Origin of the sequence: Achromobacter sp. (genome assembly GCF_032102605.1) — a bacterium.
Taxonomy (GTDB): Bacteria; Pseudomonadota; Gammaproteobacteria; order Burkholderiales; family Burkholderiaceae_B; genus Achromobacter.
In genome coordinates, this window is sequence record NZ_DAMDGT010000002.1 from 565,054 (window position 1) to 591,381 (window position 26,328).

The 26,328-nt window shown below is 66.5% G+C and carries 23 protein-coding genes; 7 read left to right on the forward strand and 16 right to left on the reverse strand.

Annotated features, from left to right (window positions below):
- Positions 1-5: 5 nt before the first annotated feature.
- From RT614_RS07380 to RT614_RS07395, 4 genes are all read left to right on the forward strand, one after another.
- The gene (locus RT614_RS07380) at positions 6-3,131 is read left to right on the forward strand and encodes a DUF6519 domain-containing protein (RefSeq protein ID WP_313621379.1); all 3,126 of its coding nucleotides are present in this window, start codon (positions 6-8) and stop codon (positions 3,129-3,131) included.
- A gap of 155 nt (positions 3,132-3,286) precedes the next feature.
- A complete protein-coding gene (locus RT614_RS07385; protein WP_313621381.1) occupies positions 3,287-4,507 on the forward strand; it encodes an MFS transporter in 1,221 nt (406 codons plus the stop codon).
- A 273-nt stretch (positions 4,508-4,780) separates the two neighbouring features.
- Complete coding sequence (locus RT614_RS07390; RefSeq protein ID WP_313621382.1) at positions 4,781-6,862, forward strand: PIG-L family deacetylase; 2,082 nt, start codon at positions 4,781-4,783, stop codon at positions 6,860-6,862.
- A 55-nt stretch (positions 6,863-6,917) separates the two neighbouring features.
- Positions 6,918-7,094 carry a DUF3606 domain-containing protein gene (locus tag RT614_RS07395; RefSeq protein ID WP_313621384.1) on the forward strand — a complete coding sequence of 59 codons (177 nt, stop codon included), beginning with the start codon at positions 6,918-6,920 and terminating at the stop codon, positions 7,092-7,094.
- Positions 7,095-7,193: 99 nt separating this feature from the next.
- Here RT614_RS07395 and RT614_RS07400 read toward each other — a convergent pair whose 3' ends face one another.
- The 6 genes from RT614_RS07400 to RT614_RS07425 form a co-directional block, all read right to left on the reverse strand.
- Positions 7,194-7,880, reverse strand: coding sequence for a UdgX family uracil-DNA binding protein (locus RT614_RS07400; RefSeq protein ID WP_313621386.1), 687 nt, complete (start codon positions 7,878-7,880; stop codon positions 7,194-7,196).
- 24 nt (positions 7,881-7,904) lie between these two features.
- Positions 7,905-8,237, reverse strand: coding sequence for a four-helix bundle copper-binding protein (locus RT614_RS07405; RefSeq protein WP_313621388.1), 333 nt, complete (start codon positions 8,235-8,237; stop codon positions 7,905-7,907).
- A 129-nt stretch (positions 8,238-8,366) separates the two neighbouring features.
- Positions 8,367-9,365 carry a tripartite tricarboxylate transporter substrate binding protein gene (locus RT614_RS07410; RefSeq protein ID WP_313621390.1) on the reverse strand — a complete coding sequence of 333 codons (999 nt, stop codon included), beginning with the start codon at positions 9,363-9,365 and terminating at the stop codon, positions 8,367-8,369.
- A gap of 113 nt (positions 9,366-9,478) precedes the next feature.
- Positions 9,479-10,399 carry a LysR family transcriptional regulator gene (locus RT614_RS07415; RefSeq protein WP_313621392.1) on the reverse strand — a complete coding sequence of 307 codons (921 nt, stop codon included), beginning with the start codon at positions 10,397-10,399 and terminating at the stop codon, positions 9,479-9,481.
- Between the two features lie 38 nt (positions 10,400-10,437).
- Positions 10,438-11,574, reverse strand: coding sequence for a CoA transferase (locus RT614_RS07420; RefSeq protein WP_313621394.1), 1,137 nt, complete (start codon positions 11,572-11,574; stop codon positions 10,438-10,440).
- Entirely contained in the window at positions 11,574-12,368 is a 795-nt protein-coding gene (locus RT614_RS07425; protein WP_313621396.1) for an enoyl-CoA hydratase, read from the reverse strand. The genes RT614_RS07420 and RT614_RS07425 overlap by 1 nt, the downstream gene beginning before the upstream one ends.
- 198 nt (positions 12,369-12,566) lie before the next feature.
- Here RT614_RS07425 and RT614_RS07430 point away from each other — a divergent pair, with 198 nt between their 5' ends.
- Positions 12,567-13,181, forward strand: coding sequence for an ATP-binding cassette domain-containing protein (locus RT614_RS07430; RefSeq protein ID WP_313621397.1), 615 nt, complete (start codon positions 12,567-12,569; stop codon positions 13,179-13,181).
- A 58-nt stretch (positions 13,182-13,239) separates the two neighbouring features.
- Here RT614_RS07430 and RT614_RS07435 read toward each other — a convergent pair whose 3' ends face one another.
- Together RT614_RS07435 and RT614_RS07440 are read right to left on the reverse strand one after the other, a co-directional pair.
- Positions 13,240-14,016 (reverse strand): hypothetical protein, encoded by a 777-nt coding sequence (locus tag RT614_RS07435; protein ID WP_313621399.1) that lies wholly within the window; start codon positions 14,014-14,016, stop codon positions 13,240-13,242.
- A 99-nt stretch (positions 14,017-14,115) separates the two neighbouring features.
- On the reverse strand, positions 14,116-15,570 hold the full coding sequence (locus tag RT614_RS07440; protein WP_313621400.1) for a DUF1254 domain-containing protein: 1,455 nt from the start codon (positions 15,568-15,570) through the stop codon (positions 14,116-14,118).
- A 762-nt stretch (positions 15,571-16,332) separates the two neighbouring features.
- Here RT614_RS07440 and RT614_RS07445 point away from each other — a divergent pair.
- Positions 16,333-16,578 (forward strand): hypothetical protein, encoded by a 246-nt coding sequence (locus tag RT614_RS07445; protein WP_313621402.1) that lies wholly within the window; start codon positions 16,333-16,335, stop codon positions 16,576-16,578.
- An 88-nt stretch (positions 16,579-16,666) separates the two neighbouring features.
- Here the strand turns inward: RT614_RS07445 and RT614_RS07450 are convergent, their stop codons facing one another.
- The 8 genes from RT614_RS07450 to RT614_RS07485 form a co-directional block, all read right to left on the reverse strand.
- Positions 16,667-16,912, reverse strand: a complete 246-nt coding sequence (locus RT614_RS07450) for a hypothetical protein (protein WP_313621404.1) — start codon at positions 16,910-16,912, stop codon at positions 16,667-16,669.
- Between the two features lie 96 nt (positions 16,913-17,008).
- On the reverse strand, positions 17,009-18,553 hold the full coding sequence (locus tag RT614_RS07455; RefSeq protein WP_313621406.1) for an acetolactate synthase large subunit: 1,545 nt from the start codon (positions 18,551-18,553) through the stop codon (positions 17,009-17,011).
- 167 nt (positions 18,554-18,720) lie between these two features.
- Positions 18,721-19,773 carry a hypothetical protein gene (locus RT614_RS07460; RefSeq protein ID WP_313621408.1) on the reverse strand — a complete coding sequence of 351 codons (1,053 nt, stop codon included), beginning with the start codon at positions 19,771-19,773 and terminating at the stop codon, positions 18,721-18,723.
- 312 nt (positions 19,774-20,085) lie between these two features.
- Complete coding sequence (locus tag RT614_RS07465) at positions 20,086-20,535, reverse strand: DUF6389 family protein (protein WP_313621409.1); 450 nt, start codon at positions 20,533-20,535, stop codon at positions 20,086-20,088.
- A gap of 53 nt (positions 20,536-20,588) precedes the next feature.
- Positions 20,589-22,790 carry an aldehyde oxidoreductase molybdenum-binding subunit PaoC gene (gene paoC, locus RT614_RS07470; RefSeq protein WP_313621411.1) on the reverse strand — a complete coding sequence of 734 codons (2,202 nt, stop codon included), beginning with the start codon at positions 22,788-22,790 and terminating at the stop codon, positions 20,589-20,591.
- Positions 22,791-22,794: 4 nt separating this feature from the next.
- Complete coding sequence (locus tag RT614_RS07475) at positions 22,795-23,745, reverse strand: xanthine dehydrogenase family protein subunit M (RefSeq protein ID WP_313621413.1); 951 nt, start codon at positions 23,743-23,745, stop codon at positions 22,795-22,797.
- On the reverse strand, positions 23,742-24,377 hold the full coding sequence (gene paoA, locus RT614_RS07480) for an aldehyde dehydrogenase iron-sulfur subunit PaoA (protein ID WP_313621414.1): 636 nt from the start codon (positions 24,375-24,377) through the stop codon (positions 23,742-23,744). Before paoA ends, RT614_RS07475 begins: the two co-directional genes overlap by 4 nt.
- Before the next feature lie 85 nt (positions 24,378-24,462).
- Positions 24,463-25,518 (reverse strand): XdhC family protein, encoded by a 1,056-nt coding sequence (locus tag RT614_RS07485; RefSeq protein ID WP_313621416.1) that lies wholly within the window; start codon positions 25,516-25,518, stop codon positions 24,463-24,465.
- A 131-nt stretch (positions 25,519-25,649) separates the two neighbouring features.
- On the opposite strand from RT614_RS07485, the gene RT614_RS07490 reads away from it, so the two are divergent.
- Complete coding sequence (locus RT614_RS07490) at positions 25,650-26,294, forward strand: nucleotidyltransferase family protein (protein ID WP_313621418.1); 645 nt, start codon at positions 25,650-25,652, stop codon at positions 26,292-26,294.
- Positions 26,295-26,328 lie beyond the last annotated feature (34 nt).

A 26,328-nucleotide genomic window follows, 5' to 3' on the forward strand; every position in this document is an offset into this window, starting at 1 on the left:
CAACCATGAAAGCCGATCTCAGCCGCCTCACCTTCGACCCCGCCCGCCGCTACCGGACCGTCCGCATGCAGCAGGGCCGCGTGCAGATGGACACGGACTGGAATGAACAGCAGGACATCCTGAACCGGCGCATAGAAACCGAGACCACTGACACCATCGGCCGCGTGGGCGTGCCTTTGGAAGCGCCGGGCTTCGCGCTGGCCCCGGCGGGCAAAGACCTCTCGATATCCGCAGGCCGCCTATACGTGGACGGCCTGCTCTGCGAAAACCCGCAAGCCGCCACCGTGTCGCGGCAACCCGACCTGCCGGCGACCGCCTCGCCCGTGTTGCCCCCCGGGGCCTCCGTCCTGCCGTTGCCGCCGCCGGCGCTCACGCCCGCCGACATCGACGGCATCGTCGTCTTCGGTTCGGGCGGACAGGCCGCGCCGCCGCCCGAAGGTATGTACCTGGCCTACCTGGAAGCGTGGCAGCGGCACCTCTGCACGCTGGATCTGCCGCCCGCCGACACCAGCATGCGCGAAGTGGCGCTGGGCGGCCCCGACACCGCCACCCGCGAGAAAACGGTGTGGCAGATCAAGCTGATGCAGGTCGGCGCGCCCGACGCGGCGCTCACCTGCCTGTCGGCCCTGCCGGCGTGGGACGCCCTGACCGCCGCGCCCGATGCGCGCATGTCCGCGCGCGCCGAGGCCAGCGTGCCGCCCAAGACGCCCTGCCAGTTGCCGCCCGACGCGGGTTACCGCCTGCTGGAAAACCATCTGTACCGCATCGAAATCCACCAGGACGGCGTCGGCGCGGGAAAGGCCCGCTATAAATGGTCGCGCGAAAACGGCAGCATCCTGTCGCGCGTCGTGCGCTGGCTGGACGATCCGGTGGCGAACGAGTTCGAAGTCGCCAGCATCGGCCGCGACGATGTCCTCGCCATTACCGCGGGCTGCTGGGTCGAATTCCTGGACGATACGCACGAACTGCTGGGCCAGCCCGGCCCGTTGGCCCAGGTCGTGCGCACCGACGGCAACACGGTCACGATCGACCCCGCCACATTGATCGGACATGCGCTGGACGCGCCGCGCTTTCCTTCGAACCCGCGCGTGCGCCGCTGGGACGGCGTGGCCGAGATCACGCCCGCCCCGGTCAACAGCCCGAACGCGGGCTGGGTAGAGCTGGACCAGGACGGCATCGAGATCAAGTTTTCCCCCGGCCGCTTGCGCGTGGGCGATTACTGGCTGATTCCCGCCCGCACCGCCACCGCCTCGATCGAATGGCCGCAGATGCCGGACGGCAAACCAGCGTTCAACGCCCCGGCCGGCGTGCTCCGCGCCTTCGCCCGGGTAGCCCTGCTGCGCTGGCAGGGCGGCGCCTGGACCGCGGTCAGCGACTGCCGCCCTCTCTTTCCCGCCCTGACCGAACTGACACAGCTTTACTACGTGGGCGGAGACGGCCAGAGCGTCAAGCCCAATCCCGCCATGACCCCCGACGTGGTGGCGTTGCCGTCGGAGCTGCGCGCAGGCGTGGCCAACGGCAGTCTCCCGGTGGCGAATGCGGTGGTGCGCTTCGTCGTGGACGCGGGCCGCCTGCCCAACGGCACGGCCACGCAGGACGTGCCCACCGGTCCAGACGGTGTGGCGGCAATCGCATGGTCGCTGGCGTGCGATGCGGCCCGCCCCGTGCAGCGCGCGACGGCCCAATTGCTGGTCGCCGGCCAGCCGGCCTCGGACCGCTACCTGCCCTTGCGCTACACCGCGACGCTCGCGCTGGCGACCGAGGTGGCGTATGACCCGAGCAACTGCGCGGACCTGCTGGCCGAAGAGGCCTACACGGTGCAGCAGGCGCTGGATGCCCTGTGCCGCCGCACGCACGGCGGCGGCTGCTGCCTCACCGTCGGCCCGGCGGGCGACTTCCCCACGCTGGACAAGGCGCTGCGCACGCTGATCGGCCAGGACAGGCTGGACATCTGCCTGTGCCTGACTCCGGGCGAGCACAAGCTCGACGACGACCTCGTCATCAAGGGGCCCCGCGTGCGCCTGATGCTGCACGGTTGCGGGCCGGCCAGCCGCCTGGTGTTGCAGGAACGCACGCTCGCCTTCGACAGTTTTGCCAGCATCTCCATCTCCGACCTGGCGATTTCGCGGCGGGGCCAGCCAGAATCGCTGGCCTTTACCCAGTGCGCGGAACTGCGGCTCTCACGCGTCGACTGCGTGGGGCCGGCCGGTCCGGGCGCAAGCCTGGTGCGCGTCGACGGCAGCCGCCGCGTCCACATCGAAGGCTGCCGGCTCTACGCCGCAGGACGCGGCACGCCGGAACGGCTGGATTTGCTGTTCAACCGCGCCCCCACGCTGGCGGTGCTGAAAGCGGCGCTCGCGCCGGAAAGCCTGCTGGACGATGACGACGATCGCGCGGCCCTTGCGCTGGCGCGCCAGCCCATGGACGCGCGCAAGGCAATGGCGACCGAGATTGCGAGCCTGCTGCGCGCAGGCTCGGCGGGCAATGCCCTCACGATGAACCCCAGGATTCAGGCGGCGCTCACGTCGCTGGCCACGCACGTGAGCCGGGAAGCGCCGGCGTCAAAACGGCTGCGCGTCGCGATCGCCGGGCTTGCCGCCGCTTTGCTGGCAGACCCGCTGTCCTGCGCGCTGGCGCTGCTGGACAACGATGCCGACACCACCGTGCGCGACAACCGCCTTCGCGGCGGCATTGCGCTGTTTGCGGAATCGGGCGATTTCCCGGAACTGACGACGGACCAGTTGAAGTTGCTCGGCGGCGGCATCCGCACCGGCAAGATGGTGCCCGAAGGAGACGGCACGCTGACGCTGCAATGCAATCAGCTATCCAGCATGCGGCTGGGGGCCGAAGCGGCGCGCGCCCTGCTGACCATCATCCAGACCGGCGGCGAATTCTCCGCCTGGCGCTGCCTGCGCGCCGCGGACAATTCGCTGGAGGCCTACAGCCACTTCCCTGCATTCGACGCGGCCGTGACGGGAAACAACCTGCTGACCAACGGCGACGCCGGTGCGGTCTTCGCCACGCAGGCCAAGATCATCGGCAACTTCGCGCACAACGACTTCCGGCTGTTCGTGTCGGGTACCAACCCCGAAAGCCTGGCGAACGGCGGATTGAATGTCGTGACGGTCTGAGGTGTGCGTCATTCTTCGTAGCGACCAGGAGAAGGGCAGAAGGGTTGTGTAGCCCGCGCGGACGCCGCTGGCCGGCGGACATGTAAATGACAGCTTCGGCCCTCTACAATGTGGCTGTTGCATCGCAGCAATCCGCAATCTCTTCTTCGTTGTCCATGTCCCATACCTCCTCCCTCCAGCACCGGCCCGCCCTGGTGCTGTTCGCGCTTGCCATCGGCAGCTTCGCCATCGGAACCACCGAGTTCGCCACGATGAGCCTGCTGCCCTATTTCTCGCAGTCGCTTGGCATCGATGCGCCGACCGCTGGCCACGTCATCAGCGCGTACGCCCTGGGCGTCGTGGTGGGCGCCCCCATCCTGGCGGTGCTCGGCGCCAAAATGCCGCGCCGCCGCCTGCTGATCGCGCTGATGGGCTTGTTCGCCATCGGCAACGGCCTGAGCGCCATCGCGCCGAATTACCACTGGATGCTGTTCTTCCGCTTCCTTAGCGGCCTGCCGCATGGCGCCTATTTCGGCATCGCGTCGCTGGTGGCCAGTTCCATGGTGCCGGCCAACCGCCGCACCGTGGCGGTTGGCCGGGTGTTCCTGGGCCTGACGTTCGCCACCATCGTGGGCGTGCCGCTGGCCAACTGGCTCGGTCAGGTCATCGGGTGGAGGTGGAGCTTTGGCCTGGTGTCGTTGCTGGCCGTGCTGACCATGCTGAGCGTGCGCGCTTACGCGCCGGACACCGCAGCCGACCCGCACGCCAGCCCGCTGCGCGAACTGAGCGCGCTGGGCCGGGGCCAGGTCTGGATCACGCTGGCGATCGGCGCCGTCGGTTTTGGGGGCCTGTTCTCGATCTACACCTACCTGGCCGACACGCTGACCGCCGTCACGCAGGTCTCGGCCGCCACCGTGCCGCTGGTGCTCAGCGCCTTCGGCGTGGGCCTTACCGTGGGCAACATGGTGGTGCCTGTCTTTGCAGACCGCGCCGTGATGCGCACCGCCGGCCTGCTGCTGCTGTGGTCCGCCGTGGTGCTGGCCCTGTTTCCGTTCATGGCGCACAACGTCTGGCTGATCACTCTGAACGTGTTCCTGGTCGGCGTCGGCGGCGCGCTGGGCACCGTCCTGCAGACCCGCCTGATGGATGTGTCCGGCGATGCCCAGGGCTTGGCGGCGGCGTTGAACCACTCTGCGTTCAATACCGCCAACGCGCTCGGCCCCTTCCTGGGCGGCCTGGCCATCGCGGCCGGCTATGGCTGGACGTCGACGGGCTGGGTAGGCAGCCTGCTGGCAATCGGCAGCATGCCGCTGTGGCTGTGGGCCGTCATGCTCGAGCGCCGGACGCGTTCGCAGCGCGCGAGCAAGCTGGTCGTCAGCACCGAATCCGCCCGCTGAGTTGTCATTGGCGCCGGCGCGCGCACTGAACGGAATGGGGGACGCCACAAATCCAGGCGTCCCTTTTTTTCGCCGTTTTCAATCCGTTCTCATGTCCCCGTTTCGCCGTCTCTATGGTGGTGCTGACACCGCGCTTTTTGTCCCCAAAAAAACGTCGGGCATTCGCCACACCGGGCTTGCTCGTATTGCAGGCCAACCGCAAGCGACAGCTATACTTTCCGCACTCTTTACCACCAAGACGCGCTGCACCTTCTTTCATGCAGCGCTTTTTTTATGCCCGCTTTTACCCCCCTGTTGCGCCGCTTTTTCCAGGCGCTCTGCTGCCTCGCCGCAGCGTTGATTTCCGCCCCCACCCTGGCGGCTCCTCCGTCACTGGCGCAATGCCACGGCATCAAGGATCTTGCTTTCGTCGCCCACCTGGATGACGACCTGCTGTTCATGAATCCCGACGTCGCCTCCAATATCGAGGCGGGCGGCTGCGTGCGCCTGGTGTACCTGACCGCCAGCGACGCCGGCGAAGGCGACGGCTACATGCTGGGCCGCGAGAAAGGCGTGCGCGCCGCGTATGCCTACATGGCGCGCGAGCCCGATGCCTGGAAGGAAGACACCGGCATCGTGAACGGCCGTCAGATCGCCCGCTTCACGCTGCAAGGCAACCCCCGCGTGCAGCTTTGGCACATGCGCTTGAAGGACCCGTGGCTGGGCAAGGGCTGGGGCAGCCTGACGCCGCTGAGCCGCACCGAATCCGAACCCGGCCAAAGCGTCGACACGCTGGGCCCGCACCCCGAGGTCTACACGCGTGAACAGCTGGTGGACACGCTGGCGGAAATGATCCGACAGTACGGCCCCACCACCGTGAGGCACCTGGACGACACCATCAGCGTGCCCTACACGCAGCTGTGCTGGCGCTGCGCGGGTCATGGGCATCCGGACCACATCGCAAGCGCCCGCCTTGCGCGCGAAGCCATGCTGCGGGCGCCCGGCAACTACGCCGAGACCGGCTACATCGACTACCCCAGCCAGGAACGCGCCACCAACCTGGCCGATACGGAAATCGCCAGCAAGTCGGTGATCTTCCAGCACTACGCCTGGAACGACTACCACTATTGCGCGGGCCCCACCGGCTGCAAGGAACCCGCCGGTCCGGCCGCGGCGTGGGTGCAGCGCGCCTACTACGTGTCGCGCCATGACATCGCGCCGCAGCTGTATCCGGACGGACGCGGCGGCCTCGTGGTGTATGCGGCGGGCGAAACCAACGCGGCCGTCAATCGCTGGGACTCGGGCGAACGGCGCTGGCAGAGCCTGGGCGGGCGCACCAGCGGGCCCGTGGTCTCGTTCACCCATGCCGATGGAACGGCGGGCCTGATGGCGCGCGACCCGCTGGGCGGCGTGTGGGCCAACAAACAGCGCCACGACGGCACCTGGCAGGGCTGGCAGGCGCTGGGCGGCATGCGCACGACGCAGATCCCGGCCGTGGCGCCGCGCGGCGAAGCCGCCGCGGTGGCGCTGGGCTATGACGGCCTGCTGCACTGGATCTCCCCCTCGGGCATCGACGGCAGCTGGAGCACCTGGCAGGATTTGCCGGCGCTGGAAGGCGTCACCGGCGCACCCGCTGCGGCGCGCGGCGCCGATGGGCGCTACGTCGTCTTCGCCATCGCAGCGAAAGGCGAACTCTTCTACACCCGCCAGCTTCCGCCCCACAAGGGTCAGCGCCCGGAATGGCAGGGCTGGCGCCGCGTCGCGGCTCCCGAGGCGGCCGGCGGGCTGGCCGCCATCCGCAACCACGAAAACCGGGTCGAGCTCTATTTCCGCCAGCGCGCCAACAATCACCTGACCAAGCTGGTGGAAGCCGGCGACACCACCGACCTGGACATGGACTGGAGCGCCCCGACAGACATGGGCGTGCCCTACATCGGGCGCCCCGCCATCAACGCCGACAACCACGGCAATATCGTGCTTGCGATCCTGGAGCGCGCCGGCGGGCAGCTTTGGCTGCTGGAACACGGCAAGCTGGCCAAGCTGGACGCCGCGGCGGCATCGCCGCCCGCAATCAGCCTCATCGACGGCACGCTGTACGTCGTGGCCCGCGCCGCCGGCACGCCGCAGCGCTACCAGGTGCTGTCGCGCCGCGGCGGCGAGTGGGCGGCCAACCTGACGCTGGACGGCGTCCCGTCCAACGGTGGGGGTCCCTTCGCGGCGGTGGCCGCGCGTCCCACCGATCTGCCCAACCTGGGCGCGACCAGCGCGAACAAAGCGGCGGTGCTGCGGCCGTCCGCGACGGAACCCGGCGCACTGAACGTCGAGCGCATGCCGGCCCAGACCTCGCGCGTGGCGACCCCGACCAGCGTCCAGTAGGAGTCGGGCATGGCGCTTGCTGTCCTCCGGTGCTACCCGCCAGGAGGATGGAATCATGTCCGACGATCTGAACAACCGGGGTCCCCAGGACCGCTCCCGCGTCAACGTGAACGAATCTTACGAGCTTCGCTACTGGACCAAACATTTCGGCGTCACGGAGGAGCAGCTTCGCGCCGCAGTGAAAGCCGTGGGGCCCTCCGCGACGGCCGTCCAGGAGCATCTTCGCAAGTAATCCGGAGCAGGCCCCAGCGGGGCTCGGCCGGGCAGCGCCACGCTGCCGATTCGCCGCATTGCGAACGCCTGTGCGCAGCCCGACGCCCGCCTGCCCGAACTAGTCTTCGCCCGCCAGCCGCCGCGCCTTTTCCAGCGCGTCCACGATCGTCTGGAAAGCGGCCTGCCGGCTGTTCGGATCCGAGCTTCTCAAGGCATAGGAGGGATGGTACGAAGTGACCACGCGGATGTCGCCGCGCGTCATCACCTGTCCCAACGATTCCCGCAGGGTTCGCTTGCCGTCCTGCAGGACGGCGCCCAAGGCGGTTGCGCCCAGCGCCACGATCACCCGCGGCTGGATCGTCGCCAGCTCCTTGTCCAGCCAGTATGCGCACGCGGCGATCTCCACCTGCGCCGGCGACTTGTGCATGCGGCGCTTGCCACGCAGTTCCCACTTGAAGTGCTTGACCGCGTTGGTCACGTAGACGGCGTCCCGGTTCAAGCCGGCCTGCGCGATCGCTTTGTCCAACAGCGCCCCCGCCGGCCCCACGAAGGGCAGACCCGCCAAGTCTTCCTTGTCGCCCGGCTGCTCCCCGACCAGCATGATCGTGGCTCGCTTGCCGCCCGCTCCCGGCACGGGCTGCGTCGCGTGGCGCCACAGTCCGCAGCGCCGGCAAGCCTTGAGCGACCGGGGCCGCTGATCGAGCTGGATGGCGTCGCCATTTTCGTTCTTGCCGGTTGGTCCACCGGCATCCCTGGTGGCGTCCTTGCCGGAATCCTTGCCTCTTCGATCGCTCGCCGCAGCCATGAAAGCACCCTCACGGCGGCATCTTCAGGCCGCCATTCCTTCGCAGATGTCGGCACATTCGCGGCACGTGCGGGCACAGTCGGCCATGCCGTCCAACGCTTCGCAGCTGCTCGCGCAATCGTCGCAAAGGACGGCGCAGGCGCCGCAAATGAACTTGTGGTTTTCCACGCCCACCAGCATTGCATGCGCCGCAGTGCGGCACATTTCGGCGCATCCCATCATCAGCCGGAAGTGATGGGGCTGCACATGATCGCCCCCTTCTTCCAGACAATGGGACATTGCGGTCTTTACACACACGCGATAACAGGTCAGGCAGCTATCGACGCATCGATCCATCTTGTTCTCATCGGCATTCATGAACGGCTCCTTTACTGGACGGTTCCGTCCGGTCAGCACATGCCGTTCCTGCTTGATACCCTGTCCGCGCCGGTGCGCAGGGCAGGCAGACAAGCCCCCGCGGCCCTTGCCGCAAGGGCGCACGCCGACCTACTGCGGTTCAATCTTCGCGTCGACCGCCCGCTGGGTCCAAACCTTGCGCTGCGCAACGGCAAACGCCTGATGTTCCGCAAGCGTGTTGGGTGACACCTGCATGCCCAGCGACTCGAATCGCTTCAGGACGTCCGGTTCGCGCAGGATGGCGGACACTTCCTGGTTCAGCTTCTGCACGATCGCGTCTGGCGTCTTGGCGGGCGCCGCGACACCGACCCACACCACCAGGTCGAAGTTCTTGTAGCCCAGTTCGGAAAGGGTCGGCACATCCGGAAAGTCCTTGGCCCGCGATTGGTCCGTGTACGCCAGACCGCGCAGCTTTCCCGCCTGCATGAACGACGTGACGACGGACAGGTCGGCGAACAGGTAATCGACGTGGCCGCCCAGCAGGTCCGTCACCGCCGGAGGCTGGCTCTTGTAGGGCACGCCGTTGGCCGCGGCGCCCGCCACCGTGTTGAACGTGGCGCCGGCGATCTGGCTGGTGGGTGACCCGTAGGCGTAGTTCAGGGGCTTGGCCTGCGTCGCCTTCACCAGGTCCTGCAGGGTCTTGTACGGCGCGTCCTCGCGAACCACCAGCATCATGGGAATGGTGGCGATCCGGACCACGTGTATGAAATCGCCGGTCGGGTCGAACGGCAGCTTGCGAAACAGCGCCGGTGTGGCCGAATGCGTCGAACTGCTGGTCAGGATGAGGGTGTAGCCGTCCGGCTGCGCGCGGGCGGTAAAGGAAGATCCGATCGTGCCGGACGCGCCCGGCTTGTTTTCGATCACGACCGGCACGTTCAGGCGCGGCCCCAGCTTTTCGGCGATGATGCGGGCGCTGGTATCGGTAGCGCTGCCCGGCGAAAACGGCACGACGATCGTGATCGGTTTGTCGGGATAGGCCGGCTGGGCGAACGCCGGCGCCCCAAGCAGGGCGCCTGCCAGCGCGCTGAAAATGGTCAGGCTGCCGGCGGCCAGCAGGCGGCGGCGCTGCGCGCCATACGGTCGAGTCATGCTTGTCTCCTGTCGGGGCCGCGGGTCGGCCCTCTTGAATGCATCCGTATGATGCTTGGGTCCCGCTTATCCCAACAAGGGACTAATTTTCATAGACTCATTCCAATACCGGATCAATCGCTCTCGGCATCCCGCGCCTGGCGTTCGCGCAGGTAGTCTTCCGTGTCCTTCAGAAAGGCCGTGGCCGCCAGCGACAGCCGCGCGTTTCGGCGTTGGATAAGCCAGAGTTCATGCCCATGCCGGCGCGCGCCATCGATGACCAGTGTGCGCAAGCCGAGCTGGCGGGCCACCTCGCAGGCATAGCCGGGCACGACCGTGATGCCCAGGCCGGCGCCCACCAGCTTCAAGGCCGAAATCAGCATGCCGGCTTCGATGCGATAGCAGAACTCCAGCTTGTGGTCCGCCGCCACCCGGTCCAGGCTGCGCCGCACGCTGTACACGTTGCGCAGCATGATGTGATCGTGCGCCGCCACGTCCGCCCACGACACGATCCGCTTGCGCGTCAGCGCGTGGCGTGGCGCGCACACGGCGTACAACGTGTCGCGGTAGATGACGCGGGCGTCCAGTTCGTCGGACGGCGTCTCGACGGACACGATGCCGAAGTCAGCGCGACCGCTGCGCACGTGCTCGATCGTGTCGTCGGTATTCAGCTCGAAAAGGTCCAGCTTCACGCTGGGATGCGCGCGGTGATAGCCGGCCACAACGTCGCCCAGCAACCCGGCCATCATCAGCGGCGACGTCGCGACGCCCACCGTGCCACGCTCCAGCGTGCGCAGGCCCGACATGCTGCGCTCCGCCGCGCGGACCGTGCCCAGGATCTCCTGCGCATAGGCGTAGAAATCCGCGGCGCCGTCGCAGGGGGTGACGCTGCGCGTGGATCGTTCGAACAGCGGCTGTCCGACCTCGGCCTCGAGTTCGGCGCACAGTTTGCTGACCGCCGACTGTGTCACGAAGGCAGCTCGCGCCGCCGCCGTGAAGCTGCGCAGTTCGTACAGCGCGCAAAACACGCGCAATTGCTTGAGTGTGATGTTCATGGTCGATGTCGCCGCCGGGCGCCGCCGGCCACGCCGGCTCAGCGCAGAGGCTCGAGCATATCGCGATCCGCGTCCTGCAGCGGCGCATGGCGGCGGATGGCGCCAGGCGTCCGTGAAAAGCGCACAGGTATGCCGCAGGCGGTCAGCGGCCCTTCGGAAGGGTGCTCGACTTGCTGGAAGAAGCCCGTCGCCCGCAGGTGCGGATCGTCCAGCAGCGCTTCCGGCGTGTTGACGCGTGAATGCGGGATGTCCGCGTCGGCCAGCAGCGCCAGCCATTGCTCGGTGCCCTGCTTTGCAACGATATCCGCAAGGTCCTGGTACAGGGCGTCGAAATGGCGCGCGCGCGACGACGCGTCGGCGTAGCGTGCATCCGCGGCCAGGTCGGGCCGCTGCGCCAGCGCAAAGAAGCGGCCCCACTGCGCATCGGTGTACGGCAGCAGCGCCAGATAGCCGTCCAACGTGGGATACGGCCTGCGCTGCGGCGACAGCACGCGGCTGTAGCCCATGGGCCCCAGCGGCGGAACGAAGCTGTGCCCGCTCAGGTGCTCGACCAGGGTGAACGACACCATCGTTTCGAACATGGGCACCTCAAGGGCCTGCCCTTTCCCCGAACGCTCGCGCTCGTACAAGGCCATGGGAATGGCGTAGGCCAGCGTCAGGCCCGCCACCTTGTCGGCAAGAATGGTGTTCACGTAGGCGGGCGCGCCGTTGTTGCGGCCCTGCAGATCCGCCAGGCCGCTCATGGCCTGGATGATGTCGTCGAAGGCCGGGCGCGCCGCGTAAGGTCCATCCTGCCCGAAACCAACCGCCGAGCAATGGATAAGACGCGGATTGCGCGCGCACAACGCGCCGGCGTCCAGTCCCAGACGCGCCAGCGCCGCCGGCCGCACGTTTGAAACGAACACGTCGGCGCCATCGACCAGCCGCAGCAGGTGCTCCCGGTCCTGCGGCGCCTTGGCGTCGAGCGTCACGCTGTACTTGTTGCGGTTCAGGTTCAGGTACGCGGGCCCCATGCCGGCATGAACGGCCGGCGCGGACGTGCGGAACACATCGCCTTCGGGCGCCTCTACCTTAATGACCTCCGCGCCCATGTCCGCCAAAATCTGGGTGGCATACGGCCCCATGGCTACCGAGGTCATGTCGACGACGCGCACCCCATGCAGCGGTCCCGCCATTACCGGGACTCCTTGCGCTGCTTGCGCGCAAGAAAGGGTTCCATGTAGCGGCGCGGCTCGTCGGTCGTGAAGGCCTCGCCAAAGGCATCCACGCTGCGGTCCAGCCCGGCCTGGATCGTGGATTCGGTCCAGTACCGCAACAAGGCCTTTTGCGAACGCACGGCGCGCGGCCCGCTTTCGGCAATCGGCGCCACGGTCCGCTCCACCAGCGCATCCAGCTCGCCGGCCGGGCACACGAACTCCAGGAACCCCCAATCCCGCGCCTGCGCGGCATCCACCGTCTCGCCCGTCAGCAGCAGCCAGTTGGTGGGGCCCTGTCCGATCAGCGCAGGCAGCAGCACGGCGTGTATCACCGACGGAATGCCAACGCGAACCTCAGGCATGCCGAAGACCGCGTCCGCCGACGCCAGCCGGATGTCGCAGGCGGCCGCCAGTTCCATGCCGGCTCCCAGGCAGAATCCGGGCAGGCGGGCAATGGTGGGCACCGGAATCGCGGCCACGGCATCGCACAGGTCGCGCAGTCGCGTGATGAACGCGCGAGCGTTCTGCGGATCCAGTTCCGCCATTTCATAGATGTTGGCCCCGCCGACGAAGGCTTTGTCGCCCGTGCCCCGGATGACCACCGCGCGGGCATCGTCCTGCGCCGAAATCCAACGCGCCGCATCCGTGAGGCTGAGCGTAACCGCCGAGGCCAGGATGTTCAGGCTCTTGGCGTCGTGGATCTGCAGGGTGTAGACGCCGCGGTCGTCGCGCGTCACGCGGGCATGGTCGAAGGAAGGAATGGGCGCAGTCATGAAAAGCTCCGGCAAGAGGGTATGGCCACCGATGCTAAAGGCGGGGTTTGATCACAACAAACAAGTAATTTTCATGGAATAAGTCGAGATCGGAATAAATGCGCTAGGCCCGCCCCCGGCGTTCGGGGCCAGGCAATCCGCGAAATCCCCGACACCGGCGCGGTGGCCGCGCGAGGCGTTCATGCGTACACTCGCCGCATGCTACACATCGACAACCTCACCAAGCGCTACGGCGACCATATCGTGTTCCAGGGGCTGACGCACGCCTTCTCCCCGGGATGCCTGGCGCTTTGCGAGGAAGACAGCACCGGAAAATCCAGCCTGCTGGGGATCATCGCGGGCGTTTTCGAGCCTGACGAAGGCGATGTCCGCATCGATGGTCATTCGCTAATTCAAACGCCGCAGTTGGCCAAGGCTCGCTTGGCCTACGTGCCGGACAATTGCATGGAATTTCCTGCCCGGACGGGTCGCGAAATTCTTGAACAGGCAGCCGCGGAAAAGAGCGTTCCTCTGGACGACGCCGTGCTCGACATCGCCGCGCGGCTAGGCCTTGCGCCGCACCTGGACAAGCGTATCGAGCAGATGTCCACCGGCACGCGCCGCAAGGTGTACCTCACGGCAGCCGCCTTGGGCGCCCCCGCCGTCGTCGTCGCCGACGGCCCCAGCAACGGACTGGATGCACAGGCCCGCGGCGTGCTCGCCGACCTGTTCAAGACGTGGTCTCGGGATCGCGTGGTGCTGTTCGCCAGCCATGACCCGGAACTGGTCGAAGCGTGCGGCGCCACGACCGTCAACGTCGCCGATCTGCGATGACCGCGGGGCGGAGCATCGCACTTGCGGGCCCGGCCAATAGCTCGCAGCCGGCCGCCCTCTAGAAGCGGATCGTCAATCCCGCCATCGGCCCTTGCAGCACGGCGTCGTACTTGAAGCCGTTGTGGTCATAGTCCACGCCGATTGCGCGGTAACCGATCGTTCCTGAGATCGTCTTGCTGAAGTGGTAGCCGACGCCCAGGCCGAGGTCCCACTCCGCATCCGCGCCGCCCGCGCCGATCAGCCCCCATCCCGTGAGATACGCCTTGGAACTGAAGGCGTAGTTGCCACGCACCCCGACCAGCGCATCTACCCAGGTCGCATTGTCGCTGTGCTTCCTGCCGGCCCCGAGCGGGCCCTTGAACGTGATATCGGTGTCCACGGACCATACCCGCAGCCCCCCCACCACCTCCAGGCGGTGCGGCGAATTCTCAAGTACCGAATAGCCCCCGCCCAGGAATCCCGCGAAGCTTTCGTTTTTCACGTCCGCGCTGGTGGCCAGTATTTCGCGCTTCGTATCTCCCTGCGCCCCAACCTTGACGTATATCAGGTCGCCGAAGATGCTGTACCGGCCCTTGCGCGCATCGGCCATCAGCATGGCGGCGAAGTCCAGGTTGTCGAGGATCTTGTCGAAACTGGCGCTGATATCGACGACCGGCAGGCGCCGGTGTGCGATGGTTCCGGACAGCGCAGGCGCCCACAAATAGGGCGTCACTGAAAATTCCCATTCGTTGGAATACCGGGTGTCGACGGGTGGCGCCGCGGCGGATTCGGCGCCAAATCCCGACGTCGCATATAGCAATCCCAGCGCCGCGCAGACAGTGATGTGTTTCTTCATCGCGTATCCCCCATGCCGGAGACGCGGCGGCTCGACGGCGCCACGCCTTCGGAAGAATCAAGCCGGCCAGACCAGAAGACCGGACGTCTGCTGCCTGCGTCAGCTGACCCGTATTGCTGGCGGCACGGTCCACGAGCCATTGATGATGGACGGGTCGCTTTCGTTGGGCCAGTAAAGGCGCATCATCAGGATGAACCTGTCCTTCGGCGCCGGCAGCCAGTTCGATTCCAGGCCGGGGCCCGGGGACTCGTGCTGGATAAGCAGATCGACGGACCCGTCTGGCCTGGTCTTGAGCGGCTGACGCTCGCTGATGGAATAGCGGTTAAGCGGGTTATCGACAAAGAAATAGTTCTGGTCGTACATCGTCAATGACCAGAAGCCCGAAACCGGAGGCAGCATCCCCTTCTTGAAGGTCAGCACGTACTTTTCCGAGCCGTTGTATTCCCGCTGGATGGCGCCGGAATCCGATTTCAACGACGTCGGATACACCGCGTCCTGCGGCCGATTGGCTCCCAGGCCGATCGCCGTGATCAGCGCGCGCTGCAGATAATTGGTGCCGTAGATTCCCGTCTTGGTCGTGAAGCCCCAGCCGTCGATGTGCTGAATGTCGCCGTCAGTGGATCTGAAGTGCGCCATGATCCGGCCAAAGCCCGTCTGTGGGACGCGTCTGGAAAACGCGGGATCGAGCTTGGACTTGTCCAGGTCCTGGCCGGGCACGATGCCGATCGACGCAAGCTTCTGCACCATCGGCGCATCCTGGAGGGTCGGCGGGTTTCTTTTCAGCAGCTCGGCAAACAGGGAAAAGTACTCCACCGCGTCCATGTTGTTCACCTGGTCGCGCACCGGCGTTTTCATGTCGATCGCCGGATCGACCTTCGCCTGCGACGGCTTCCAGTCTTTCCCCCACCCGCTCAGCGGCGCGATCTTCACCTGGTCCTGCAGCTTGTGGACTTCAGCATAGTCCTCGGGCGTGCCCGTGCAATAGATGCGGCCCAGCAGCCAGACAATGCTGGTGGGCGACTTGTATTGCTTCATGCCCTGCGGCACCGAGCCCTCCCACTTTGGCCCCGTCACAAGGAACGTCTGCGCGCCCGTGCCTGTCGTGCGCTTTCCCGGCACGTCGAAGACCGTCGTCCAGCCGTCCAGCATGGGGAACAAGGCATAGCGGCCGTGCATGTCGGGCAGACTCACCACCCACGGTTCGTCGCCCACGTCGAAGAACGCGGTCGTGTAAAGGGTATCGGCGTTGGGCGCCGTCACATCGCGGAACTTGGCGTCCGGATACTCGCGCAGCTTGATCAGGTGGCCCATCGGCGCGCGCGTCCCCTTCGGCTCGGCGACGTTGGTGATGATCCGGCGCGTCATCTCCATGGTCACCAGCGGATAGGCATAGATGTAGGCCTCGGTCGCCAGCGCGAACCGCTCGTCGCCTTCGGGAATGTTCGCAACCAGCCCTTCGGGGGCGCTGGCCGAAGCGCGAAAGGCGGGGCCCAGCGTTCCGGCTGCCAGCAAGGCCAGGCCTCCTGCGTTCAATTTGCGGCGTGTCAGCTTCATAGTCATCGCTCCAGTGGATTCGTATCACGAGTTCATCGATGGGACTTCCGGACTGCAAGACGATCTTCGAGCCAGTGCGCACTTCGTTCTGATGCGGCGGCACGCTCCTTTGTTCGGATGAGAAATGGGAGATCACGCGCGTTGGCGCGGCACGCCGGCGTGGCCAGCATGCTGCGAAAACCGCGGAAATGGAGGGAGACGCCGACGTTCCGGCGACGCGTTGGCATCCGTTGCGGGCCGGCGTGGCGGCCACGTGCAATATGAATCCTTGACACCCATGCATGTACCCCAAGACAAAACCAGAGGAAACGCACCACAGGAAGAATTCGCCTACAGGACCGCTTGCCGGCCATGCCGCCTGTCACCCGCGTTAAAGGGCAAAAGCGGCCGTGGCCACGCAGCCCGGCAATGCCGTGAAGCCGTATGCCGGGAAAATTCTGGTCAATCTATGCGCAGTCAGCCGGGTGCTCAATTACCCGAAATGACTACGACCGCCGGGGCGGGTCGCGCACGCCGCACCGCCCAGGCACCCCGATCCGCCTATCCTGCCTCATGTCCGCGCGTTGCGCACGCCGGCGCAGCAGCTTCCCGCGCTGGGACAAACCCTAGCGTGAGCGCTCACTCCGTTCCTCACTATCGGGTGCGCGCGCCCGCCGCAGAAAAATCGTAGGAGGATGTGGACCAATGGCTTATTGACCGCCGTTTGTGGCGATGACGCAATAAGAACGTAAAACAACGACATCCGATCAAAGGAGCGACGCCATGCAGACGCACTATACGAAGCGGTCAATCGAACTGGTCGCGATCGGATCGGACGGTTCCACTTACATCATCGAGCGCCGGAGCAGGTCCCTGCCCTGCGACGACGGCGAACACGCTTTTTTCTACTGCTGTGTCCAGGATGGCAGGCCGGTGTCATGGCTGGGAGAAAGCCGCTACGCGTTGCCTGACGGCACGGAACTGCGCGCCATCGCCTGCCGCCTGGCGGATGCGCCGACCGCGCATTGACCGGCCATCCGGCGACGACACGAATGCAGCGGTAGTCAGGGCGACATCCTCGCCCTGCACCGCCCTGCGCCCACTTGTCCAAGCCGCCTCATTTGCCAAGCCAGGTCACCAGCGGGGACAAGGACAGCATGAGACCCAGCCAGGCGATCTTGCTGCCGTTCTCGCGCAGCGCATAAATGCCGAACGCCAGGCCAAGCAACCCCGGAATCAGTTCATAGATGATGTACGGCCACAAGCCCAGGTGCATCACCACCCACCAATGCAGCCAGGCCGTTGCGCCGCCGCATATCAATGCAGCGACGCTGGAGAACGACCAACCTAGATCGCGCCACATGTACCAGTTCCCGTATCGTGCGGTCCGAACCGGCGACCGAGGCAAACCGCGCCCCCATAGCGGGGACGCAGTACCGTCGCCCGGCGCCGGCCGGCTTCAGATCATGAGTTCGATCAAGAACGGCCCGGACTTGCCGAAACTGGCCTTCATCAGATCCGCGCACGCATCAAGGTCGGATGCGCGGGCGGCCTCGACGCCCATGCTGTTGGCCAGTCCCACCCAGTTCAGCGAAGGATTGCCCAGGTCCAGCATGCTCATGGCGGTATCGCCAGGCACCGCGCCAACGCCCTTGTACTCGCCGATCAGGATGTTGTACTTGCCGTTGTTGAGAATGATCGTCGTAACTGGCAACTGTTCGCGCGCCTGCGTCCAGAGCGACTGCAACGAGTACATCGCGGAGCCGTCGGCCTGCAGGCCGATGACGCGGCGCTGCTTCTGCGCGCCGATCGCCGCGCCCGTGGCGACGGGCAGGCCATCGCCGATCGCTCCGCCCGCCAAATGCAGCCAATCGTTGGGCGGCGCGGCATGGCTGAACTTGTAGAACCCGCGTCCGAAGGAAACGCTTTCGTCCGACACGATGGAATTCTCGGGCATCAGCGCGGCCACCGTTTGCGCCAGGCCCTCGGGGGTTGCAGCACCCGTGGCGGGATCCGGCCGCGGGCCGGGATCCGGGATGTCGGCGTGCGGCGCGTTCAGCGCCTGGACCAGACCCTTCAATGCTTCGACGGGATCCTGGTCAGGGCGCGACAGGACATGGATCTGCGCGTCCGATGCATATTGCGTGGACGGCAGGCCGGGATAACCGAAAAACCCGACCGGCGGCTTGGAATTGACCAGGACGATGTGCTTGAAGCGCGCCAACGTCTTGATGGCCTGCTCCATGTTGTAGGGAATTCGCTCGAGCTGCAGGCGCCCGCGCCCGCGCGCCACATGGCTGGTAACGAAGTCCGCCATGACGCTGGCGCCTGTCGCCTGCGCCACCCGCCAAGCCAGCCCCTGCCCTTCGCTCAACGCGGCCGGTCCGGCCAGCAGGATCAGCGTATCCGCGCCGTGCGCCCGCAGGTTGCGGGCCACGCTCTCGATGGCGTTGCCGTCGATGGGCGGAGGCAGGGCCGCCCTGCCCGGCGTGCCGACGACGCCGCCTTCGTTCCAGGACACGTCCGCCGGCAGGATCAGCGTGGCGATCTGGCCGGGGTACACCTGCGCGGCGCTCACGGCCTCTGCCGCGTCCCGGCCCAGTTCCTCGGACCGGACGCTGGTACGCACCCACTGCGACACGGTTTGCGCCATGCCGGCGGTATCCGCCGTCAGCGGCGCATCGAACGGCCGGTGATAGGTGGCCTGGTCGCCAACAATGTTGACGATGCCGCTGCGGGCGCGGCGCGCGTTGTGCAGGTTGCCCATGCCGTTGGCCAGGCCCGGTCCGCAATGCAGCAAGGTGCAGGCCGGTTTCCTGGCGATCCGGAAATAGCCGTCGGCCATGCCCGTGACGATGTTTTCCTGCAGGCCCAGCACGCACTTCATTCCCGGAATCTGGTCCAGGGCGGCAACGAAGTGCATTTCGCTGGTGCCGGGATTCGCAAAGCAGGTATCCACCCCGGAAGCCAGCAACGTCTTCACCAGGCTGTGAGCGCCATTCATACGGAAACCTCCATCAACGTCGACTTTGGACTGCAGCCACCGTGCAGCCAATCGTTCAAGAATCGTTCAAGGGTAAAACGATTCAAGCCTGTCGAACAATGGGTTTTGGCGTTCCGCCGGCCCTCGGGCGGCGCGCGGCGATTTTCTGGCCGCGCGCGCCATTCCGTTTATTTGCCCTTGCTCAGCGACAGCGGCACGCCCCAGACCGGATCTTCCATGCCCTGCTTGCCCAGCGGCGTGATCTGCATTGGCTTCAGGGTCGACAGCAGCTTGCGGTGCGCGTCGCTCAGGTTGTTGAGCTGCGCAAAGTACTTTTGCGTGAAGTCCATCGGCGCCGGCCAGGTGTAGACGGTGAAGTCCTCCAGCGGGCATTCGATCATCTTGGGATCGACGGCGCGGCAGGCCGACTGCTTGAACTTGTAGCTGGGCGTCTTCATGTGCATGCGCTGGCTCAGCACCAGGTCGCCGCCCTTCAGCGTGAAGCTGGCCAATGCCTGCTTGGGCGGAACGCGCGACTGCACCTTGATCGCGGGAATATCGCGGGAGTCCGTGTCCTCGTAATAGCCGGCCCGGGACCCCTGCGAAGTCTCGGTGTATTGCTGTTCGCCCCAGCTTACGCAGGCGCCCGAACCGCGATGCACGGCCGTGCAGACCTGGCGCGTCTTCGTCTGGGTGCTGGTCGTGCCCTCGTGCCAGTTGGTTTCCTTGTAGAACTCGCGATAAAGCTCCGGCGACAGGTACGCGGTGCCGTTGGCGCCGCGGCCCGAACCCACGGGGCCGCTCTTCGCGCCCACCTGGTCCAGCAGGGCATTCAGCTTGTAGTCGTCGCCGCCGGTCAGCAGGTACTTGCCGGGCGGCAGGATGTGCACCTCGAACGCCTTGAACAGGTACGTGGTGTCCTTGTCCCGTTGCAGCGCGTTGTTCTGGAATTTGCGGCCAAAGGTGATGCGCGGGTCGGGCTCGAACATCCAGACGGTGTTGCCGGTCCACTTCGTCATCAACATTGCATCTTTCAGCGTGGCGTGCGGCATCAGGTCGGCCACCAGCACCACGGCCATGTCCGCCTTCAACGCCTCGTTGATCAGGTCCAGCAACTGCGCATAGCGGGGATCGTCCCGGGTGCCCTCGCCGTTGCTGGAATACGGACTCGTGACGCAACCAGACAGGGCTAGCGCAAGCGTGAGGGCGGGCAGGGCAAGGCGCAGTCGCGGCAGAGTCATGGATCGGTCCTTGGATGGGCTGAGTCGGATGAAGCGCGCATGCTACCGACTCGAGAACCGATCGCAACAATGAGATCGCTGCGTGAAACACGGCCCAGGCCATGACTCTCTGGTTCGTGACCCGCGCGGCGCCGGTCTTTTCGGGCGATCTGCGGCCCAGCCCCAGTATTGGCGTGGGCTGTCGCGCTGCGGGTTCATGCGGGCAAGGGATCCGAGACCGGACACCCGCATGCAGCCAGCCGTAATTTATTGTTGCGATTGTTTCGGATTCGCCCCGTGCTGCGGAGCCTGCGCGCACGTCGCCAGGCCAGCCTATCGAGTTGCCAACGCCCGCGGCAAGTCCATGCCGTAATCGTCGTTGGCGTAGATCATCGCCGGCCGCGGGGACACGGCGCGCCCGCCACGCTCCCATAGCGCTTCAATCCAGCCAGCCGCCGCATCGGCGATGACATCCTGCACGCAGAACGGCGGCTCCCGGGAGAACATCGGCACGGACGGGCACAGGCCGTCTTCGCCATGGACCACGTCGAAGAGGCAACGGTGCTCGTCGATGGCTTTGTTCAGCACGTAAAGGTCCGGGCCCTCCAGGCCGATCACCACCGAAAAGGTCCCTTCTCCACCCTGGTCGGGAAAGATGCCGAACTGGATTTCACGCGCCTTGTCGGGCAATTGCGCAAACACGCCCTCCAGCTTGCGCAACGCAGTTTCGGTGTGCGCATCCAGCACGCGGCGCAAGGCGTCTTGATAGTCTTGTTTCGTCATCCCGCAAGCATAGCGGAAGGCCGCGCGGCGGATCGCGGGTTGCGCGATCCGCGTCATGCCGACGCCGGCATCCCCTTCAACAACTTGTCCAACGTCACCGGATAGTCCCGCACACGCACGCCGGTTGCGTTGTATACCGCGTTGGCGATCGCCGCGGCCACGCCGCACAAGCCCAGCTCGCCGACGCCCTTGGCTTTCATGGGCGATGACACGGGGTCGTCCTCGTCCAGGAAGATGACCTCTTGCCGGGGCACGTCGGCATGCACGGGCACTTCATAGCTGGCCAGGTCGTGGTTGACGAAGTAACCCAGGCGATGGTCGACCGCCAGTTCTTCCATAAGCGCGGCGCCCAGGCCCATCGTCATGGCGCCGATGACCTGGCTGCGGGCCGTCTTCGGGTTCAGAATGCGTCCGGCGGCGCAGACGGCCAGCATGCGCCGCACCCGCGTTTCCCCCGTATCGGCGTCGACCGCCACTTCGACGAAATGCGCGCCGAAGGTGGATTGCTGGAACTTCTTGTCCAGGTCGCCGAACTCGATCGTGTCTTCCGCCACCAGCTCGCCGCCCGATGCCGCGCGCGTCAATGGCGCGGAGCGTCCGCTGGCGTCCTTGACCGCGCCGTCCGCGAAGACAGCGCTTTCGCCGTCGAATCCCAAGCGCTCCGCGACGGCCGCGCGTAGCTTGGCGCAAGCCGCGTACACACCGGCCGTGGAACTGTTCGCGCCCCATTGGCCGCCTGATCCCGCGGACACCGGAAACGTAGAATCGCCCAGCCGCACCACGACGCGAGACAGCGGCACGCCCAGCATCTCGGCGGCGGTCTGCGCGATGATGGTGTAGCTGCCCGTGCCGATGTCCGTCATGTCGGTTTCAACGATGACGCGCCCTGCCCCATCCAGCCGCACCCGGGCGGCAGACTTGGTCACCAGGTTGTTCCGAAAGGCGCTGGCCATCCCCATGCCGATGAGCCAGCGTCCCTCCTTGCGCGCGCCGGGCCGGGCGTCGCGCTGCTCCCATCCAAAGTGACGGGCTCCGGTCTGCAGGCAATCCACGAAGCGCCGCCGGGAAAACGGCCGCGATGGATCGGTCGGATCCACCTGCGTGTCGTTGCGTATCCGGAACTGCACCGGATCCATGTCCAGGGCTTGCGCCATTTCGTCGATGGCGATCTCCAGCGCCATCATGCCGGGCGCCTCGCCCGGCGCGCGCATCGCATTGCCTTCCGGAAGGTCCAGCGTCATCAGGTTGAGCGCGGTTCTCTGATTGGCGCCGGCGTACAGCAACTTCGTCTGCTGGACGGCCTCTTCGGGCTGGCCGTCGGGCAGATCGCCGGACCAGCTTTCGTGCGAGATGGCCGTCAGCCTGCCGTCCGGCTCCGCGCCCAGCCGTATGCGCTGGATGGTGGCGGGACGATGCGTCGTGTTGTTGATCATCAACGGGCGCGGCAGCGCAACCTTCACGGGCCGACCCGCCGCGCGGGCGCCCAGGGCCGCCAGCAACGCGTCGGCGCGCACGAACAGCTTTCCGCCGAACCCGCCGCCAATGTAGGGCGACACCAGGCGCACGTTCTCCTTGGAAATTCCCAGCGTCCTCGCGACGTCGGCGCGGCCCCAGTCGACCATCTGGCTCGCTGTCCATATCGTCAGCTTGTCGCCTTTCCACACCGCCATGGATGCATGCGGCTCCATCATCACGTGGGACTGGTCCGGCGTGGTGTAGGTGTAGTCGATCTTGACCGGCGCCGACGCGAAAGCGCTGTCGAAGTCGCCCGTGTCGGTCTTCGGAATGTGCTTGCCCGCCGCTCCGTTGTCGCGCTTTTCCGCCGCCAGGTCAAAGGCGCCCTTTGCGCGGACGTACTTCACGCGAATCAGCTTGGCCGCGGCGCGCGCCTGCTCGAAAGTCTCGGCCACCACCACGGCGATCGCCTGGTGGTAGTGCTCGATGTTCGGGCCGCCCAGCAAGGTGGCCGTGTTCATCTTGCCCTTGCCCAGCTTGCCTGCGTTTTGCGCGGTCACCACCGCAAGCACGCCGGGCGCGATGCGCGCGGTCTCGATATCCATGGCGGCGATGGCGCCCTTGGCGATGGCCGCACCCACCACGTATCCCACGGCCACATTGGGTGCGACGTCGTGGTGTTCGTAGGCGTAGGTGGCCTGTCCGCTGGTCTTGAGCGGACCGTCGACGCGATCCGCCGGCTGGCCGACGACCTTCTGCTGGTCGATGGGATTTTCTGTCGCGGGAGTATCGAATTTCATGGCGTCAGGTCCTCGCTTCCGTCAATACCGCATTGAGCGCCCGCTGCGCCAGCGTCAGCTTGAAGGCATTGTCCGGCGTCGGTTTGGCGCCGGCCAACAGGATGTCGGTCACGCGCGCCGCGCCGTCCGCCAGATGCGCCTCGGCCGATTCCATTCGCCAGGGTTGAGGCGCGACGCCGCCCAGCGCCACCCGACCGCTGCCGTCGTCCTGCACCACGGCGCCCACCGCCACCAACGCAAAGGCGAACGACGCGCGATCCCTCACCTTGCGATAGATATGCTTGCCGCCCAGGGGCTTGGGCAGCGTGACGGCCGTGATCAGTTCGCCTGTTTCCAGATCGGTCTCGACGTGCGGCGTGTTCCCCGGAAGGCGGTAAAAGTCGGCAATGGGAATGACTCGCCGGGTCTGGTCCGGACGCACCGTTTCCACTTTCGCATCCAGCAGGCGCATGGCCACGGCCATGTCGCTGGGATGCGTGGCGATACAGGCGTCGCTGGCGCCGATCACGGCCAGCTGGCGCGTCACTCCGCCAATGGCGGAGCAGCCGGTGCCCGGAGCGCGCTTGTTGCAGGGCTGATTGGTGTCATAGAAATACGGACAGCGCGTGCGCTGCAGCAGGTTGCCGGCGGTCGTGGCGCGATTGCGGATTTGCGCCGACGCACCAGCCAGCAGCGCGCGCGCCAGGACGCCATAATCGCGCCGCACCGTGGCGTCGGCAGCCAGGTCGGCATTGCGCACCAGGGCGCCGATGCGCAGGCCCCCATCGTCGGCCGGCTCGATCCTGTCCATGCCCAGACCATTGACGTCTATCAGGTGCGCCGGCGTCTCGACTTCGATCTTCATCAGGTCAAGCAGATTGGTGCCGCCGGCAATGAAGCGGGTGCGGGGCTCGCGCGCGGCGCTGGCGGCCGCGTCAAAGTCGCTTCGGGCGCGCTCGTACGTGAACGGTTTCATGCTTTGCTCTCCGCGACTTCCTCGATGGCCTCGAGGATGTTGGAATAGGCGCCGCAGCGGCAGATGTTGCCGCTCATGCGTTCACGGATCTCTTCCGGCGACAGCAACGGCTTTTCGGACAGCGTCCCGCTGACGTGGCTGGGCATCCCGCGCGCCACCTCGTCCAGCATGCCGACCGCGGAACAGATCTGGCCCGGCGTACAGTAGCCACACTGGTAGCCGTCGTGCTTGACGAACGCGGCCTGCAGGGGATGCAGGGCCGCCGGCGTGCCCAGGCCTTCGATCGTCGTGACCTCCTGGCCATCGTGCATGACCGCCAGCGTCAGACAGGCGTTCACCCGCCGGCCGTCCAGCAGCACCGTACAGGCGCCGCACTGTCCGTGGTCGCATCCCTTCTTGGTGCCGGTCATGCGCAGATGTTCGCGCAGCGCGTCCAGAAGCGTGGTGCGCACATCCAGGTTCATTTCGTGCGTTTTGCCGTTCACCTGCAGCGTGACCGCTGCGGACAGGCCATGCGCGGCGCCCGCGCCGTGGCCCGCGGACATCGGCGACGCGGTCATGGCGGTGGCGGACGCCGCGCCCACCTTGAGCAGATTGCGTCGCGAGATCTTGATATCGATAGCGTTTTCCAAGGTCGTTCTTCCTTTGAAAGTCTTGCGAGCCGCGAAATGCACGGCAGCAGCAATCGGTGTTCCCGCGAAGTACCGGACGCAGCGCTCACGAAGGAGCGACGCACTCCTTGCCATTTGTTTGCGCGTGTTTGTCCACCACCTCCGCGTCCAGCACCCGTCCGCCGTTGCCCTGCCCCCCGCGGCCCGCGCCCGAATTCCGCAGGCGGTTCCTGACCGCCGTCAGCTCCGCCAGAATCGATACGGCGATCTCCGGCGGCGTGTGGCTGCCGATATCCAATCCGACCGGCCCCTTGAAACTCTGGACGTCCGCTTCGGTGAATCCAAAATGTTCCTTCAGGCGCTGCCTGCGCTTGTCATTGCTGCGCCGCGAACCCAGCGCGCCCACGTAAAACGCCGGGGATCCGATGGCTTCCAGCAGCGCCATGTCGTCCAGCTTGGGATCGTGGCTGAGCATCACGATGGCCGTGCGCGCGTCCGGCCTGAGCGCGCTGACGGCATCGTCGGGCATGCAGGTCAAGAGCGTCGTGCCCGGCACGTCCCAGGTGGATGCATATTCCTCGCGCGGATCGCAGACCTGCACGTCGAACTCCAGCGCCTGCGCCATCGGCGCGATGTATCGGGCAATGTCCCCGGCGCCCACCAGCAGCAGCCGCCATTGCGGACCGTGTATCGAACTGAGCGTGCAACCATCCCAGGCCACGGCATCGCCCGGCTGCGCGTCCGTCACGGTGACCACGCCGGTCAGCAAGTCCACCGACCGGCGCGCCAGCCGCCCGCCTCGCAAGCGGTCTTCGAGCGCGGCGAGCTGCGCGGCGTCGGGGTTCGTCTCGATGACGAGCTCCAGCGTTCCGCCGCAAGGAAGCCCGAAGTTCATCGCGTCGTCGGGCCTGCCGCCGTAGACCACGGCGTAGGGCAGCGGCGCGCACAGCTTGCCTTGGCGCATTTTCTCGATAAGATCGTCTTCGATGCATCCGCCCGACACCGACCCCATCACTCGTCCATCGCCGCGGATGGCCAGCAAGGCGCCAGGCTGGCGGGGCGACGCGCCCCAGGTGGAAGCAACCGTCGCCAGGACCCGATCCAGGCCCAGGCCGCCCCATTCCCGAAGCGCCGCCAGCACTTGCATGTCCAGGCTCTGCATCTCGTGCCCTCATGGCTCCGGCGCGCCGCGGCGAGCCCGGAGCAAGGATTGATGAAACGACGTGATCCGCGCAGGATCGTTTGATGATACCGACGGGCTTGCGCAACCCGCCACGCCAACCTGACAAGAAAATGTTCGATCTCGCAACCAATCCAGACAACGCGCCGCGCACGCGGTGCGTGGGCATCCTGCTTGCTGCGGGCCACGGCCGCCGCTACGCCGACGCCGCGCAAGGCCAGGACAAGCTCACCGCGCAGTTGCCGGACGGCACGCCTGTCGTAACGGCCGCCGCCAGGGCGCTGCGGGCCGCGGCCGGCCACGTGGTGGCGATAACCCGCCCGGACAATGCGCCGTTGAAAGCGCTGCTGGTTCAAGCCGGATGCGAGGTCATCACGACCGATCTACACGCCGACGGCATGGGTGACAGCCTTGCCGCCGCGGCCAGGCACGTCATGCTCACGAGCGGACCTGACGTCCAGACATGCCTGGTCGCGTTGGGGGATATGCCATGGCTGCGGCACGACACCTGCCAGCTCGTCGCGCGGGCTGCGCTTTCGCACAGCATCGTCGCGCCGGTCTGGAACGGCCGCCGCGGTCACCCCGTGGCCTTCCATCGCTCGCTCTGGCCGGAACTGGCAGAGCTGGCGGGCGACAAAGGCGCACGGGCCCTGATAGGCCGCCACGGCGTGGCCGACATCGCGGTCGACGATGCCGGCGTGTGTGCGGACGTCGACACCCCGGCGGACCTGGCGGCGGGCGGCGCTGCGGGAGAATAGATAAAAGTGCTGCCCGCCCCCGCGCTATTCCCGG

Coding starts and splice junctions, on each gene's coding strand:
- RT614_RS07380 (WP_313621379.1), top strand. CDS start 6: ATGAAAGCCGATCTCAGCCGCCTCACCTTCGACCCCGCCCGCCGCTAC.
- RT614_RS07385 (WP_313621381.1), top strand. CDS start 3,287: ATGTCCCATACCTCCTCCCTCCAGCACCGGCCCGCCCTGGTGCTGTTC.
- RT614_RS07390 (WP_313621382.1), top strand. CDS start 4,781: ATGCCCGCTTTTACCCCCCTGTTGCGCCGCTTTTTCCAGGCGCTCTGC.
- RT614_RS07395 (WP_313621384.1), top strand. CDS start 6,918: ATGTCCGACGATCTGAACAACCGGGGTCCCCAGGACCGCTCCCGCGTC.
- RT614_RS07400 (WP_313621386.1), bottom strand. CDS start 7,880: ATGGCTGCGGCGAGCGATCGAAGAGGCAAGGATTCCGGCAAGGACGCC.
- RT614_RS07405 (WP_313621388.1), bottom strand. CDS start 8,237: ATGAATGCCGATGAGAACAAGATGGATCGATGCGTCGATAGCTGCCTG.
- RT614_RS07410 (WP_313621390.1), bottom strand. CDS start 9,365: ATGACTCGACCGTATGGCGCGCAGCGCCGCCGCCTGCTGGCCGCCGGC.
- RT614_RS07415 (WP_313621392.1), bottom strand. CDS start 10,399: ATGAACATCACACTCAAGCAATTGCGCGTGTTTTGCGCGCTGTACGAA.
- RT614_RS07420 (WP_313621394.1), bottom strand. CDS start 11,574: ATGGCGGGACCGCTGCATGGGGTGCGCGTCGTCGACATGACCTCGGTA.
- RT614_RS07425 (WP_313621396.1), bottom strand. CDS start 12,368: ATGACTGCGCCCATTCCTTCCTTCGACCATGCCCGCGTGACGCGCGAC.
- RT614_RS07430 (WP_313621397.1), top strand. CDS start 12,567: ATGCTACACATCGACAACCTCACCAAGCGCTACGGCGACCATATCGTG.
- RT614_RS07435 (WP_313621399.1), bottom strand. CDS start 14,016: ATGAAGAAACACATCACTGTCTGCGCGGCGCTGGGATTGCTATATGCG.
- RT614_RS07440 (WP_313621400.1), bottom strand. CDS start 15,570: ATGAAGCTGACACGCCGCAAATTGAACGCAGGAGGCCTGGCCTTGCTG.
- RT614_RS07445 (WP_313621402.1), top strand. CDS start 16,333: ATGCAGACGCACTATACGAAGCGGTCAATCGAACTGGTCGCGATCGGA.
- RT614_RS07450 (WP_313621404.1), bottom strand. CDS start 16,912: ATGTGGCGCGATCTAGGTTGGTCGTTCTCCAGCGTCGCTGCATTGATA.
- RT614_RS07455 (WP_313621406.1), bottom strand. CDS start 18,553: ATGAATGGCGCTCACAGCCTGGTGAAGACGTTGCTGGCTTCCGGGGTG.
- RT614_RS07460 (WP_313621408.1), bottom strand. CDS start 19,773: ATGACTCTGCCGCGACTGCGCCTTGCCCTGCCCGCCCTCACGCTTGCG.
- RT614_RS07465 (WP_313621409.1), bottom strand. CDS start 20,535: ATGACGAAACAAGACTATCAAGACGCCTTGCGCCGCGTGCTGGATGCG.
- paoC (WP_313621411.1), bottom strand. CDS start 22,790: ATGAAATTCGATACTCCCGCGACAGAAAATCCCATCGACCAGCAGAAG.
- RT614_RS07475 (WP_313621413.1), bottom strand. CDS start 23,745: ATGAAACCGTTCACGTACGAGCGCGCCCGAAGCGACTTTGACGCGGCC.
- RT614_RS07485 (WP_313621416.1), bottom strand. CDS start 25,518: ATGCAGAGCCTGGACATGCAAGTGCTGGCGGCGCTTCGGGAATGGGGC.
- RT614_RS07490 (WP_313621418.1), top strand. CDS start 25,650: ATGTTCGATCTCGCAACCAATCCAGACAACGCGCCGCGCACGCGGTGC.